Annotated in this window: 13 protein-coding genes; 8 read left to right on the top strand and 5 right to left on the bottom strand. The window is 66.4% G+C overall.

Annotation, left to right across the window (positions count from 1 at the left end):
• Positions 1–67: 67 nt before the first annotated feature.
• Positions 68–292, bottom strand: a complete 225-nt coding sequence (locus ACTJKF_RS14580) for a cysteine-rich CWC family protein (RefSeq protein ID WP_440624218.1) — start codon at positions 290–292, stop codon at positions 68–70.
• A 282-nt stretch (positions 293–574) separates the two neighbouring features.
• On the opposite strand from ACTJKF_RS14580, the gene argB reads away from it, so the two are divergent.
• The 4 genes from argB to metX all read left to right on the top strand — a co-directional run bounded on the left by argB (position 575) and on the right by metX (position 4298).
• On the top strand, positions 575–1474 hold the full coding sequence (gene argB / locus ACTJKF_RS14575; protein WP_006490510.1) for an acetylglutamate kinase: 900 nt from the start codon (positions 575–577) through the stop codon (positions 1472–1474).
• Entirely contained in the window at positions 1471–2262 is a 792-nt protein-coding gene (locus tag ACTJKF_RS14570) for an HAD-IA family hydrolase (protein ID WP_440624216.1), read from the top strand. The genes argB and ACTJKF_RS14570 overlap by 4 nt, the downstream gene beginning before the upstream one ends.
• Positions 2229–2891: a nucleoid occlusion factor SlmA gene (gene slmA / locus ACTJKF_RS14565; protein ID WP_440624214.1), complete on the top strand. Its 663-nt coding sequence runs from the start codon at positions 2229–2231 to the stop codon at positions 2889–2891. The genes ACTJKF_RS14570 and slmA overlap by 34 nt, the downstream gene beginning before the upstream one ends.
• 261 nt (positions 2892–3152) lie before the next feature.
• On the top strand, positions 3153–4298 hold the full coding sequence (gene metX, locus ACTJKF_RS14560; RefSeq protein WP_440624213.1) for a homoserine O-succinyltransferase MetX: 1146 nt from the start codon (positions 3153–3155) through the stop codon (positions 4296–4298).
• Between the two features lie 13 nt (positions 4299–4311).
• Here metX and ACTJKF_RS14555 read toward each other — a convergent pair whose 3' ends face one another.
• Positions 4312–5325, bottom strand: coding sequence for an RNA-guided endonuclease InsQ/TnpB family protein (locus ACTJKF_RS14555; protein WP_440624308.1), 1014 nt, complete (start codon positions 5323–5325; stop codon positions 4312–4314).
• A gap of 85 nt (positions 5326–5410) precedes the next feature.
• Here ACTJKF_RS14555 and metW point away from each other — a divergent pair, with 85 nt between their 5' ends.
• The 3 genes from metW to ACTJKF_RS14540 all read left to right on the top strand — a co-directional run bounded on the left by metW (position 5411) and on the right by ACTJKF_RS14540 (position 8591).
• Positions 5411–6019 carry a methionine biosynthesis protein MetW gene (gene metW / locus ACTJKF_RS14550; RefSeq protein WP_440624212.1) on the top strand — a complete coding sequence of 203 codons (609 nt, stop codon included), beginning with the start codon at positions 5411–5413 and terminating at the stop codon, positions 6017–6019.
• Positions 6020–6133: 114 nt separating this feature from the next.
• Positions 6134–7555 carry an AmpG family muropeptide MFS transporter gene (locus ACTJKF_RS14545; RefSeq protein ID WP_440624211.1) on the top strand — a complete coding sequence of 474 codons (1422 nt, stop codon included), beginning with the start codon at positions 6134–6136 and terminating at the stop codon, positions 7553–7555.
• The gene (locus tag ACTJKF_RS14540) at positions 7545–8591 is read left to right on the top strand and encodes a M48 family metallopeptidase (RefSeq protein WP_440624210.1); all 1047 of its coding nucleotides are present in this window, start codon (positions 7545–7547) and stop codon (positions 8589–8591) included. Before ACTJKF_RS14545 ends, ACTJKF_RS14540 begins: the two co-directional genes overlap by 11 nt.
• Before the next feature lie 54 nt (positions 8592–8645).
• On the opposite strand, the gene ACTJKF_RS14535 is transcribed toward ACTJKF_RS14540, so the two are convergent.
• On the bottom strand, positions 8646–9590 hold the full coding sequence (locus ACTJKF_RS14535; protein WP_440624209.1) for an AraC family transcriptional regulator N-terminal domain-containing protein: 945 nt from the start codon (positions 9588–9590) through the stop codon (positions 8646–8648).
• Positions 9591–9818: 228 nt separating this feature from the next.
• Here ACTJKF_RS14535 and ACTJKF_RS14530 point away from each other — a divergent pair, with 228 nt between their 5' ends.
• Positions 9819–10871 carry an NAD(P)-dependent alcohol dehydrogenase gene (locus ACTJKF_RS14530; protein ID WP_440624208.1) on the top strand — a complete coding sequence of 351 codons (1053 nt, stop codon included), beginning with the start codon at positions 9819–9821 and terminating at the stop codon, positions 10869–10871.
• A 108-nt stretch (positions 10872–10979) separates the two neighbouring features.
• Here the strand turns inward: ACTJKF_RS14530 and ACTJKF_RS14525 are convergent, their stop codons facing one another.
• Both ACTJKF_RS14525 and ACTJKF_RS14520 read right to left on the bottom strand, forming a co-directional pair.
• Positions 10980–11753, bottom strand: coding sequence for an exodeoxyribonuclease III (locus tag ACTJKF_RS14525; RefSeq protein ID WP_014895708.1), 774 nt, complete (start codon positions 11751–11753; stop codon positions 10980–10982).
• 55 nt (positions 11754–11808) lie between these two features.
• The gene (locus ACTJKF_RS14520) at positions 11809–12648 is read right to left on the bottom strand and encodes a polyphosphate kinase 2 family protein (RefSeq protein ID WP_440624207.1); all 840 of its coding nucleotides are present in this window, start codon (positions 12646–12648) and stop codon (positions 11809–11811) included.
• Positions 12649–12709 lie beyond the last annotated feature (61 nt).

Raw genomic sequence — 12709 nt, 5'->3', positions numbered from 1 at the left:
CGGATCGAAACGGACGAACGGGCCGCCGGGCGAGCCGGCGTCTCGTCCGGATGCACGGGCTGCGCCTTCAGCCGGTCGCGCCGGCCATGCGCTGCGCGATCTCGTCGGCGAGGCACTCCGGACACCGGCAGCGCACGCCGGCCGCCAGCGGTGCGCCGCCGGGCAGGGCCGGCATCGACGCGCACCAGCAGTCGAACGGCTGCGTGCGGGCGCCGCAGTCGAAGCCGCGCCCGCAGTGCGGGCAGCGCGCGTGGCGCGGGGTCGAACGGGCGTCGGCGGCGGAATCGGTCATGGCGAAAGCGCGGAAGCGGGCATCAACGTCACCCTACGCGACAAGCATAGCGCGGCGGGCGGATTTTGCACGTCGGCCATCCGGCCGATGCGTGCCGCCGGTACCGCCGGATGCGCCGGGCGCCGCCGCGCGCAGCTCGCTGCCGTGGGGCGCAGCGCCATAGCCGGCGGGCCGCCCGGCTCGCGCCATCCGCCTTCCGGCCGGTCCAAAAACCCGATGCTGCGCTGCGCCACTCCTGTACAATTCGCCCTGTTTCAACCGTTCCCAGCCAGAGCCGCCGCCATGTCCGAGCCCATCGACCTCTCGCAGATCGCCCCCACGCTGAAAGCAGAAATCCTCGCCGAGGCGCTGCCGTACATCCGCCGCTACCACGGCAAGACCGTGGTGATCAAATACGGCGGCAACGCGATGACGGAAGAGCGGCTCAAGCAGGGCTTCGCGCGCGACGTGATCCTGCTGAAACTGGTCGGCATCAATCCGGTGATCGTCCACGGCGGCGGTCCGCAGATCGATCACGCGCTGAAGAAGATCGGCAAGGCCGGCACCTTCATCCAGGGCATGCGCGTGACCGACGAAGAGACGATGGAAGTCGTCGAGTGGGTGCTGGGCGGCGAAGTGCAGCAGGACATCGTGATGCTGATCAACCACTTCGGCGGCCATGCGGTGGGCCTGACGGGCAAGGACGGCGGCCTGATCCACGCACGCAAGCTGCTGATGCCGGACCGCGACAACCCGGGCCAGTACATCGACATCGGCCAGGTCGGCGAAGTCGAGGCGATCAACCCGGCGGTCGTGAAGGCGCTGCAGGACGACGCCTTCATCCCCGTGATCTCGCCGATCGGCTTCGGCGAAGACGGCCTCTCGTACAACATCAACGCGGATCTGGTCGCGGGCAAGCTCGCCACGGTGCTGAACGCCGAGAAGCTGCTGATGATGACCAACATCCCCGGCGTGATGGACAAGGACGGCAACCTGCTGACCGACCTGTCCGCTCGCGAGATCGACGCGCTGTTCGAGGACGGCACGATCTCGGGCGGCATGCTGCCGAAGATCTCGTCGGCGCTCGACGCGGCGAAGAGCGGCGTGAAGTCGGTGCACATCGTCGACGGCCGGATCGAGCACTCGGTGCTGCTGGAAATCCTGACCGAGCAGCCGTTCGGCACGATGATCCGCTCGCATTGAGCGCGCGCCGCCAGCCCGCCAGGCCCGACCTGCCGGCGTCGCTACGGCGCCGGCGCATCTCCCGCAGCCGGCCGCGCGCCGGCGCCCCCGTCTGGCTGTTCGATCTCGACAACACGCTGCACCACGCATCGCATGCGATCTTTCCGGAGATCAATCGCGCGATGACGCAGTACATCATCGACGCGCTCCACGTCGATCGTGCCGAGGCGGACCGCCTGCGCACCGGCTATACGCAGCGCTACGGCGCCGCGCTCCTCGGCCTCACCCGCCATCATCCGATCGATCCGCACGACTTCCTGCGCGTCGTCCATACGTTTCCCGATTTGCCCGCGATGCTGCGCGCCGAACGCGGCCTCGCGCGGATCGTCGCCGCACTGCCGGGCCGCAAGTTCGTGCTGACCAACGCGCCCGAGAACTACGCGCGCGCGGTGCTGCGCGAGCTGCGCATCGAGCGGCTGTTCGAGCGCGTGATCGCGATCGAGCATATGCGCGACCGGCGCACGTGGCGCGCGAAGCCCGACCACGCGATGCTGCGCCGGACGCTGCGCGCCGCGCACGCGCGGCTCGCCGACGCGGTCCTCGTCGAAGATACCCGCAGCCACCTGAAGCGCTACAAGCGCCTCGGCATCGGCACGGTATGGATTACCGGCCACCTGCCGGGCCATCTGCCGAACATCGGCCGTCCGCATTATGTCGATCAGCGCATTCGTTCGTTAAAATCGCTGCGACTGGGCACACGATCGGGGCGACAGAAATGCAGCCGACTTACCCGCAGGACCACGCCGTAACGGAAGACCAGGCCACGCCGTCCCGCTCCCGCCCGAAGCCGGGCGAGCGGCGCGTGATGATCCTGCAGACGCTCGCCGCGATGCTCGAGGCGCCGAAACCCGAGAAAATCACGACGGCCGCGCTCGCGGCGCGGCTCGACGTGTCGGAAGCCGCGCTGTACCGGCATTTCGCCAGCAAGGCGAAGATGTACGAAGGGCTGATCGAGTTCATCGAGCAGGCGCTGTTCGGCCTCGTCAACCAGATCGTCGCGAAGGAGCCGAACGGCGTGCAGCAGGCGCGCACGATCGCACTGACGATGCTCAATTTCGCCGCGAAGAACCCCGGGATGACCCGCGTGCTGACCGGCGAGGCGCTGGTCGGCGAGGACGAGCGGCTCACCGAACGCGTGAACCAGCTGCTCGACCGGATCGAGGCGACCGTCAAGCAGTGCCTGCGCGTCGCGCGCACCGAGGCGCAGGCGCCTGATGGTGCGGCGCCGTTCGTGCTGCCGGCCGACTACGATCCGGCCGCCCGCGCGAGCCTGCTCGTCAGCTACGTGATCGGCCGCTGGCACCGCTTCGCGAAGGGCGGGTTTCAGAAGCCGCCCGGCGAGCTGGCCGATACGCATCTGCGGCTGATCCTGCAGTAGTCGGTGTCCGCCCGCTAAATCCGCACCCCCGCTGAATTCCGCTATACTCTTCCGACCTGCCGCCCGTTGGCGGCAGGTCGGAAGCGCGCCGATTTGCTGACTCGATTGCGGGCGCGCGAACCGACCGGGGCCTTGATGCGTGTCGATGCGTCGTTTGTCCCGGCGGTTCACTACAAATGCGGCTAAAGAGGTCGTCAGCCGCGCACCTTCGCCTCCGCGCACGCCGACACCGTTTAGCCGCCCAGTCATAAGGCGGAACGAATGGAATCGATCGGCATCGTCGCTCCACAGACCATGCACTTCGCCGAACCGCTGCGCTTGCAAAGCGGCAGCGTGCTCGGCAACTATCAACTCGTCGTCGAGACGTACGGCGAGCTCAACGCCGCGCGCTCGAACGCGGTGCTCGTCTGCCACGCGCTCAATGCGTCGCATCACGTTGCCGGCGTCTATGCGGACGATCCGCGCAGCACCGGCTGGTGGGACAACATGGTCGGGCCCGGCAAGCCGCTCGACACCAACCGCTTCTTCGTGATCGGCGTGAACAATCTCGGCTCGTGCTTCGGCTCGACCGGCCCGATGAGCATCGACCCGTCGAGCGGCAAGCCGTACGGCGCACGCTTTCCGGTCGTCACCGTCGAGGACTGGGTGCACGCGCAGGCACGTGTCGCCGACGCATTCGGCATCGACCGCTTCGCCGCGGTGATGGGCGGCAGCCTCGGCGGGATGCAGGCGCTCGCATGGAGCCTGATGTATCCGGAGCGCGTCGCGCACTGCATCGACATCGCGTCGACGCCGAAGCTGTCCGCGCAGAACATCGCGTTCAACGAGGTCGCGCGCTCGGCGATCCTGTCCGATCCCGATTTCCACGGCGGCGACTACTACGCGCACGGCGTGAAGCCGAAGCGCGGCCTGCGCGTCGCGCGGATGATCGGCCACATCACGTACCTGTCCGACGACGACATGGCCGAGAAATTCGGCCGTGCGCTGCGCCGCGCGGACGGCGCTGTCGATGCGTACAACTTCAGCTTCGACGTCGAGTTCGAGGTGGAGTCGTACCTGCGCTACCAGGGCGACAAGTTCGCCGACTACTTCGACGCGAACACGTACCTGCTGATCACGCGCGCGCTCGACTACTTCGATCCGGCCAAGGCGTTCGACGGCAACCTGACGGCCGCGCTCGCGCGCACCCAGGCGAAATACCTGATCGCGAGCTTCTCGACCGACTGGCGCTTCGCGCCCGCGCGCTCGCGCGAGATCGTGAAGGCGCTGCTCGACAACAAGCGCACGGTCAGCTACGCGGAGATCGACGCGCCGCACGGCCACGACGCGTTCCTGCTCGACGACGCGCGCTATCACAACCTGCTCCGCGCGTATTACGAACGAATCGCCAACGAGGTGGGTGCTTGACGTCCTCGCCCGCTTAAAGGCGGGCGATTCCCGCTACCGGCGATGCACGTCCGCATCGGAGAATATTCAACGCAGCGTTGGTATCACGATCATGCACGACACCACATTCACTGCAGGCCCACTCTCTTATTCGCAGCCCCGCGATACCTTTCGGCCGCGTCGTGCTATCTCTCGACCCGCACGACGAACAGGACTGGGTAGAACCACTTTCGTCGACTTCCTCGAAGGTGGCCCCGTGCGCGATCGCCTTGTAACGGAGCTTGTTTCGGAAGGACGACCAGGATGCGTCGTAGACGCTCTTCGCCATCCTGGTTCTGGCGAGCTTCGCGGCCGACACGTTGCCAACCGAGATGTAATCGAAGCGCCGCACCAGATCGAGTGCGAGCTTGTGTTGAAAATCGGCACGCGCATTTGCCACCTTGGCGTGCAGCTTCGCGATATGTCGCTTGTGCTTTCTCGCCCGTTGCGCTTTCGCGAGCTTCTCGCCCGTCGAAAGTGTGGCGAAGTCTTTCAAGCCAAGATCGATGCCGACGCCGGAACGAATCTGGCGAGCTCGAACATCGGACATCTCGATCACGATATTCAAGAACCAGTTACCGCGCGCATCCTGTGCGAAATTGGTTCCGTCCTTGATCTTGCCTTCGGGAAGCGGCCGACTGTTGAACACGCGAAAGGTGTTGCCGGCAAAGCGAAACGCGTCGCCCTCGCGCTTCAGGTCGCGGCCCTTCAGCGGCACCCAGCCCAGCGATTTTCTACCGCGATAGCGCAAGCAAGGTCGTCGGTGCTGGCTGCGCGACTTCGCGTATTGCTCACAGGTTGCGTTGACCGTGCCGGAGTGGAGGCCAAGTTCCTTGCTACTGCCGCTCGTCAGTCGATTCAGGTCGAATCCTGTCGGCCACTTCTTGCTCCACTTGAGCGCGTGCTTCTGCGTGTCGTTGCTGAAGTTCCAGACGTAGTTCACCGCACGGCTCTGCTTGTTGAGCAGTCCGTTGAGCGACTTCACGCGGTAGCGGTAGACAAAAATCATGCTGGTCACTTTAACGTTCGAGTGCCGCCCTTCAAAGGCATTCTTTTTTCCCCGTCCTGAAAGTCGGGAATCCTCGGAGCATCTGATGAACCAGCAAGCACTGAATTCCCTGTCCGCACGCGCGGACTTCCGCACGATCGCGCGCTGGGTCGAACCGCGCTCGACGGTGCTCGACCTCGGCTGCGGCGACGGCTCGCTGCTCGCGCTGCTGATGGAAGAACTGGACGTGACCGGCTACGGGATCGAGCTGAACGACGCGGGCGTGCTCGCGAGCGCGAAGAACGGCATCAACGTGATCCAGCAGAACCTGGAAGACGGCCTGCGCCTGTTCGAGGACCACAGCTTCGACATCGCGATCCTGTCGCAGACGCTGCAGACGATTCACCAGACGGCCGCGATCCTGCGCGAAACCGCGCGGGTCGGCCGCGAATGCATCGTGTCGTTCCCGAACTTCGGCTACTGGCCGCACCGGCTGTCGGTGCTGAACGGCCGGATGCCGGTGTCGAAGTCGCTGCCCTACCAGTGGCACAACACGCCGAACGTCCGCGTGCTGACGATCGAGGATTTCGAGGCGCTCGCGCCCGACGTCGGCGTGACGATCCTCGACCGGGTGGTGCTGCACGAAGGCCAGCCGATTCGATGGGGAGCGAACTGGCGTGGTAGTCTTGCTGTCTACCGCGTCAAGCGCAGCTGAGCCGGGGCCGTTGACGGATGATCCGGCCCGCACACGCGTGCGGCCGCCCCTCCTGCACCGCTCGCGCCGCCTGCGCTGCCGCCGCAATCAGTCAACGCTACCCAGTTCCAGTCCATGTCGAAAACGCCACACGAGGCGCCCGCACTCACCGCTCACGAGGATCACCCCGGCTGGCGCGCCTATCTGAACACGCACATGCTGATCTGCGTGTTCCTGGGCTTCACGTCGGGGCTGCCGCTGTTCACGCTCGTCTACCTCGTGCAGGCATGGCTGCGCTCCGAGGGCGTGAACCTGAAGGAAATCGGCCTGTTCGCGCTGATCCAGTTCCCGTATACGTGGAAGTTCCTGTGGGCGCCGCTGATGGACCGCTACATCCCGCGCCTGCCCGGCTGGCGGCCGGGCCGCCGGCGCGGCTGGCTGCTGTTCACGCAGGTGCTGGTCGCAGGGGCGATCGCCGCGCTCGGCTTCGTGTCGCCGCGCGACTCGATCTGGACGGTCGCCGCGCTCACGACCCTCGTCGCGTTCTTCGGCGCGAGCGCCGACATCGTGATCGACGCGTATCGCCGCGAACTGCTGCGCGACACCGAGCAGGGCCTCGGCAACGCGGTGCACGTGAACGCGTACAAGCTCGCCGCGCTGATCCCCGGTTCGCTCGCGCTGATCCTGTCCGACCACATGCCGTGGGACGCCGTGTTCGCGCTCACCGGCGCGTTCATGCTGCCGGGCATCCTGATGACGCTGGTCGTGCGCGAACCCGAGGTGGTCGGCACGCCGCCGCGCAACCTGCGCGACGCGATCGTGCTGCCGTTCCGCGAATTCATCCAGCGCGACGGCTGGGCCGGCGCGCTGCTCGTCATCGCGTTCATCTTCCTGTTCAAGATCGGCGACACGATGGCAACCACGCTGTCGACGTCGTTCTTCCTCGACATCGGCTTCACGCGTACCGAGATCGGCATCGTCGCGAAAACCACCGCGCTCGTCGCGAGCGTCGCCGGCGGCATCATCGGCGGCATCTGGCTCGTGAAGATCGGGATCGGCCGCGGGCTGTGGATCTTCGGCGCGCTGCAGATGGTGTCGACGCTCGGCTTCGCATGGCTCGCGCAACTCGGCCCCGGCTCGCCGGTGCTCGCGATGCTGTACGACTTCACGGTGTCGACGAGCCACGCGATCGCGTCGGCGCTGTCGGTGTTCGGCATTGCGGTCACGCCGCAATTCAGCCCGATGACGGTCGCGCTCGCGATCGTCTACGGCTTCGAAACCTTCACGACCGGCCTGACGATGGCCGCGTTCGTCGCGTATATCGCGAGCACGACCGACCCGCGCTACACGGCCACGCAGTTCGCGCTGTTCACGAGCCTCGCGTCGGTGCCGCGCACGCTCGCCTCGGCTGCGAGCGGCTTCATCGTCGCGAAGATCGGCTGGTTCGACTACTTCATCGTGTGTACCGCGCTCGCGATCCCCGGCATGCTGCTGCTGTTCAAGATCGCGCCGTGGAACGGTGTCGCGCGCAACGGCGAGGCCAGCCGTGCGCAATGAGCGCATGCATCGCGCGGCACGCGTCGCCGCCGCGCTGAGCATCGGCATCGCAACGCTCGGTGCAGCCGGGAACGCACAGGCGACCGACGCCGGCACGGCGGCGGCCGGCTCCGCCCCCGCCACCGCACCGGCCTTGCCGTCGACGCCGGCGGCAGCCGTCCCGCCGTCCGCCGCCGAGGCCGCGCAGCCGACCGGCGCCGCCGCGCCCGCCAAAGCCTATTCACAGACGTCGCAGCAGGTTCGCTACGGCAATGCGATCGCGTTCCGCACACTGATCCCGTCGCCGCTGCTCGAACAGCTGACCGCGAGCGAATACGCGCAGATCGTGCAGGCAGCCGCCGACAGCAACCGCCTGCTGCCCGCGAACCAGCCACGCGTGAAGCGGCTGCGCGCGATCGTGATGAAGCTCGCGCCGTATTCGGTGAAGTGGAACGATCGCGTGAAGAACTGGGCGTGGGATGTCAACGCGATCCGCTCGCGCGACATCCGCATCACCTGCCTGCCGGGCGGCAAGGTGCTCGTGTACGGTGGCCTGCTCGATCGCGTCCGCCTGAACGACGACGAGCTCGGCGTGCTGCTCGCGCACTGCATCGCGCATGCGCTGCGCGAACACGCGCGCAGCAATTTCAGTACGACGTCGCAGACGTCGCTGCGCGCCGCCGCGCTGCCGCCCCTGTTCGGCGTCGGCGATCCGCTGCCGCAGGCACTGAACCTCGGCGCACGCCTGCAGACGCTGCGCTACGACCCGACTGACGAAACCGAAGCCGACGTGATCGGCGGCGACATCGCCGCCCGCGCGGGCTTCGATCCGCGCGCGGCGATCACGCTGTGGGACAAGCTCGCCGCGGCGACGCGCGCGAACAGGACGTCGGGCTTCATCTACACGCACCCGTACAGCGCGGAGCGCCGGCAGGATCTGCTGAACCGCCTGCCGGACCTGATGCCGCTGTATGCGAAGGCGACGGCCAAACGCGTCGACACGCTGCCCGACTACGCGGGCATCAGCGCGCAGCGGCGCAAGGTGGTCCGGCGCTGAGCGCGCCATCCGGCGGCGCCGCGATCGAACATCGCCGGCGCGTGACGCCGGGCGCTACGCGCCGACATCCGCTTCGACCGGCCGGCTGCCGCTCTCGCGCATCCAGCGCACTTCGTCTCCCGGGCTGCGGCCGAACAGCCGCTTGAACTCGCGGCTGAACTGCGACGCGCTCGCATAGCCGACCCGTGCGGCGGCGGCGCCCGCCCCCACACCGTCCTGCACCATCATCAGGCGCGCCTGATGCAGGCGCGCGGCCTTCACGTACTGCATCGGCGACGTCGCCGTCACGTGCTTGAACTGCGCGTGGAACACGGCCAGACTCATCCCGGCCTCGCGCGCGAGCGTCTCCACATCGAGATCCGCGTTCAGCTCCGCATGGATGCGCCGCAGCGCCTTCGCGATGCGGCCGAAATGATGCTGCTGGACGAGCGCCGCGCGAATCGCGTCGCCCTGTGCGCCCGTCAGCACGCGGTACGCGATCTCGCGCATGATCGCCGGCCCGAGCACGCACGTGTCGTGCGGCGACGCGAGCGCTTCGAGAAGGCGCACCACCGCGTCGGCGAGCGGCGCATCGAGCGGCGTCGAATAGACGCCGTGCGGCTCGCTGACCGCGGCGCCCAGCGTCTCGTCGAGCAGGATCGCGAGCTCGGCGATCACCGCGAGATCGACGCGGATCGAGATCGCGAGAAACGGCTCGTCCATGCTCGCGAAGGTCTCGCATTCGAACGGCAGCGGCACCGACAGCACGAGATACTGCTGCGCGTCGTAGACGAACGAGCGGTCGCCGAGATAGCCGAGCTTGCGGCCCTGGCACACGACGATGATGCTCGGCTCGTACAGCACCGGCATGCGCGGCACGGGGCGGCTGACGCGGATGAAACGCACGCCGTCGAGCGCCGCCAGCGTATCGCCCTCATTCGGCGCGAGGCGCGAATGCAGCTCGATCATGCGGCGCTGCACACGGTCGCCGGAGTCATCAAAAAGGGGCTGGAAGCTCATCGGCGTCGTCCTGTCCGGCAAGAGAATCTGGCTTGCAATGTAGCACTTTGAAAGCGTTTTGACGGGTGTTCTGGCGCAATTCGAGAGGAATAGGCAAATCTTCGAGACCTTCGTGTATTTCGCCGATGCGGCTCGCTCCTTACGATGGGCACCTGTCTCGCCGCGTCGCCACATGATGCGGCGGCAGTCTGATTCGCCGGATGCCTTTCCCGGACAAGGAGCCCCTGCATGAGCACTACCTACGCTTACGCGGCGACCGACGCGCAATCGCCGCTCGCCCCGTTCGAATTCCAGCGCCGCGCGCTGCGCGACCTCGACGTCCAGATCGAGGTGCTGTATTGCGGTGTCTGCCACTCGGACCTGCACCAGGCCCGCAACGAATGGCGCAACACGATCTACCCGGTCGTGCCGGGCCATGAAATCGTCGGCCGCGTCACCGCGACCGGCCCGCAGGTGTCGCGCTTCAAGATCGGCGAGCTGGTCGGCGTCGGCTGTCTCGTCGATTCGTGCCGCACCTGCCCGAGCTGCGCGGAAGGCCTCGAGCAGTATTGCGAGAACGGCTTCGTCGGCACCTACAACGGCCAGGACCGCGTGACCGGCGACATCACGTACGGCGGCTATTCGACGCAGCTCGTCGTCGACGAGGCGTTCGTGCTGCGCGTGCCCGACACGCTCGACCCGGCGGGCGCCGCGCCGCTGCTGTGCGCGGGGATCACGACCTATTCGCCGCTGCGGCAATGGAACGTCGGGCCCGGCAAGAAGGTCGGGATCGTCGGCCTCGGCGGGCTCGGCCATATGGGCGTGAAGCTCGCACGCGCGATGGGCGCTCACGTCGTGCTGTTCACGACGTCGCCGTCGAAGGTCGAGGACGGCAAGCGGCTCGGCGCGCATGAAGTGGTGATCTCGAAGGACGAAGCGCAGATGAACGCGCACCTGAACAGCTTCGACTTCATCCTGAACACGGTCGCTGCGCAGCACGACCTGAACCCGTTCCTGCATCTGCTCAAGCGCGACGGCACGATGACGCTCGTCGGCGCGCCGGAGCACGATCATCCGTCGCCGCAGGTGTTCAACCTGATCTTCAAGCGCCGCCGCCTCGCGGGCTCGCTGATCGGCGGGATCGCGGAAACGCAGGAAATGCTCGACTTCTGCGCGAAGCACGGGATCACGTCGGATATCGAGACGATTCCGATGCAGCAGATCAACGCTGCCTACGAGCGGATGCTGAAGAGCGACGTGAAGTATCGCTTCGTGGTCGACATGGCGTCGATCAAGCAGTAAGCGACGCCCCCAGACGAAACGGGCCGCATGTTCGACATGCGGCCCGTTCTGCATCCGGCAGGCGGATAACCCGACCGCTACGCGCGCGGCGTAGCGCGGGGTCGACGATTATTTCTTGTAGTCGTAATCCACCGTCAGCGGCGCGTGATCGCTGAACTTGATGTCCTTGAAGATCGACGTGCTCTTCGCGGTGCCGGCCACGCCCGGCGTCGCGATCTGGTAATCGATCCGCCACCCGACGTTCTTCGCATACGCCTGGCCGCGATTGCTCCACCACGTGTACTGCTCGGCGCGCGGGTCGAGCGTGCGGAACACGTCGACGTAGCCGACATCGTCGAACAACTGCGTGAGCCATGCGCGCTCTTCCGGCAGGCAGCCCGAGTTCTTCTGGTTGCTCTTCCAGTTCTTGATGTCGATCTCCTTGTGAACGATGTTCACGTCGCCGCACAGGATCACCTCGCGCTTCTTCTTCAGCTCGGCGAGGTGCGGCATGAACTCGTCCATGAAGCGGTACTTCGCCTGCTGGCGCTCTTCGCCGCTCGAGCCGGACGGCACGTACACCGACACGACCGACAGCTTGCCGTAGCGTGCCTCGACGTAACGCCCCTCGCTGTCGAATTCGCTGCTGCCGAAGCCGATGATCACGTCATCGGGCTCGTGGCGGCTGTACACGCCCGCGCCGCTGTAGCCCTTCTTCTCGGCGTGGTGGAAATAGCTCCTGAAGCCGTGCGGCTCGACGAATTCGGCCGGCAGGTCGTCGGCCGATACCTTGATTTCCTGCACGCATACGCAGTCGGCGTTCTGTTCGCCGAGCCATTCGAAGAAGCCCTTCTTCGCGGCGGAGCGGATGCCGTTCAGGTTGGCGGTAATCACTCGCATCATGTCGGGTTCCAGTGTTCAGTTCAATTCAGTTCGAGGTGTTTTGCCGGATCGCGGCCTAGCGGATCTTCACGCCTTCGAGCTCCGGCTTCGGCGGCGGGAACTCGAGCTTCATGTCGGTCAGCGTGCGCAGCAGCAGCTCGGCGATCATCACGTTGCGATGTGTCTTCGAGTTCGCCGGGATCACGTACCACGGCGCATGCTCGGCCGACGTTGCGGCAAGCGCGTCGCGGTACGCCGACTGGTAGGCATCCCAGTGCTTGCGCGCGTCGAGATCGGAGATGTCGAACTTCCAGTGCTTGGTCGGATCGTCGATGCGCGCCTGCAGCCGCTCGCGCTGCTCGTCCTTCGAGATGTGCAGGAAGCACTTGACGATCGTCGTGCCGTTGTCCGCGAGCATCGTCTCGAAATCGCGGATCTGCCGGTAGCGGCGCTCGCATTCCTTGTCGTTGATGAGGTCGAGCACGCGCGGCACGAGCACGTCTTCATAGTGGCTGCGGTTGAAGATCGCGAGCTCGCCCGCGGCCGGCACCTGCGCGTGCACGCGCCACAGGAAGTCGTGCGCGGCCTCGATCGGAGTCGGCGCCTTGAACGGCACGATGCGCAGGCCGAGCGGATCGACGTCGCGAAACACCGCGCGCACGGTGCCGTCCTTGCCGCTGGTGTCCATCCCCTGCAGCACGAGCAGCACGCGCTTCTTCTGCTGCGTATGCAGGCGTTCCTGCTGCACGTCGAGCTCCGTCGACACGGCGGTGAGCCGTTCGCGGTCGGCGTCCTTCGACCCCGACGAAAACGGCTTCGCACCCGGATCGAACGCGTCGAGCTTGAATGCGGCAGCTTCCTTTTCGCGCGTGCAGTACGGCACGCGGAAATCGTCGAGCGACGGTTGTTTCGCCATTCGTTCCTCCGTTGGGATGGAATGCACACGCGCATACGATAACGCATGCACCAAAGCGACG

Source organism: Burkholderia sp. 22313 (genome assembly GCF_052045245.1).
Classification (GTDB): Bacteria; Pseudomonadota; Gammaproteobacteria; order Burkholderiales; family Burkholderiaceae; genus Burkholderia.
Note: the sequence above shows the minus strand (reverse complement) of the source record. Positions and strands in the feature narration are given on the sequence as shown.

Coding starts and splice junctions, on each gene's coding strand:
- slmA (WP_440624214.1), top strand. CDS start 2,229: ATGCAGCCGACTTACCCGCAGGACCACGCCGTAACGGAAGACCAGGCC.
- ACTJKF_RS14525 (WP_014895708.1), bottom strand. CDS start 11,753: ATGATGCGAGTGATTACCGCCAACCTGAACGGCATCCGCTCCGCCGCG.
- ACTJKF_RS14545 (WP_440624211.1), top strand. CDS start 6,134: ATGTCGAAAACGCCACACGAGGCGCCCGCACTCACCGCTCACGAGGAT.
- ACTJKF_RS14580 (WP_440624218.1), bottom strand. CDS start 292: ATGACCGATTCCGCCGCCGACGCCCGTTCGACCCCGCGCCACGCGCGC.
- metX (WP_440624213.1), top strand. CDS start 3,153: ATGGAATCGATCGGCATCGTCGCTCCACAGACCATGCACTTCGCCGAA.
- ACTJKF_RS14555 (WP_440624308.1), bottom strand. CDS start 5,325: ATGATTTTTGTCTACCGCTACCGCGTGAAGTCGCTCAACGGACTGCTC.
- metW (WP_440624212.1), top strand. CDS start 5,411: ATGAACCAGCAAGCACTGAATTCCCTGTCCGCACGCGCGGACTTCCGC.
- ACTJKF_RS14530 (WP_440624208.1), top strand. CDS start 9,819: ATGAGCACTACCTACGCTTACGCGGCGACCGACGCGCAATCGCCGCTC.
- ACTJKF_RS14520 (WP_440624207.1), bottom strand. CDS start 12,648: ATGGCGAAACAACCGTCGCTCGACGATTTCCGCGTGCCGTACTGCACG.
- ACTJKF_RS14535 (WP_440624209.1), bottom strand. CDS start 9,590: ATGAGCTTCCAGCCCCTTTTTGATGACTCCGGCGACCGTGTGCAGCGC.
- argB (WP_006490510.1), top strand. CDS start 575: ATGTCCGAGCCCATCGACCTCTCGCAGATCGCCCCCACGCTGAAAGCA.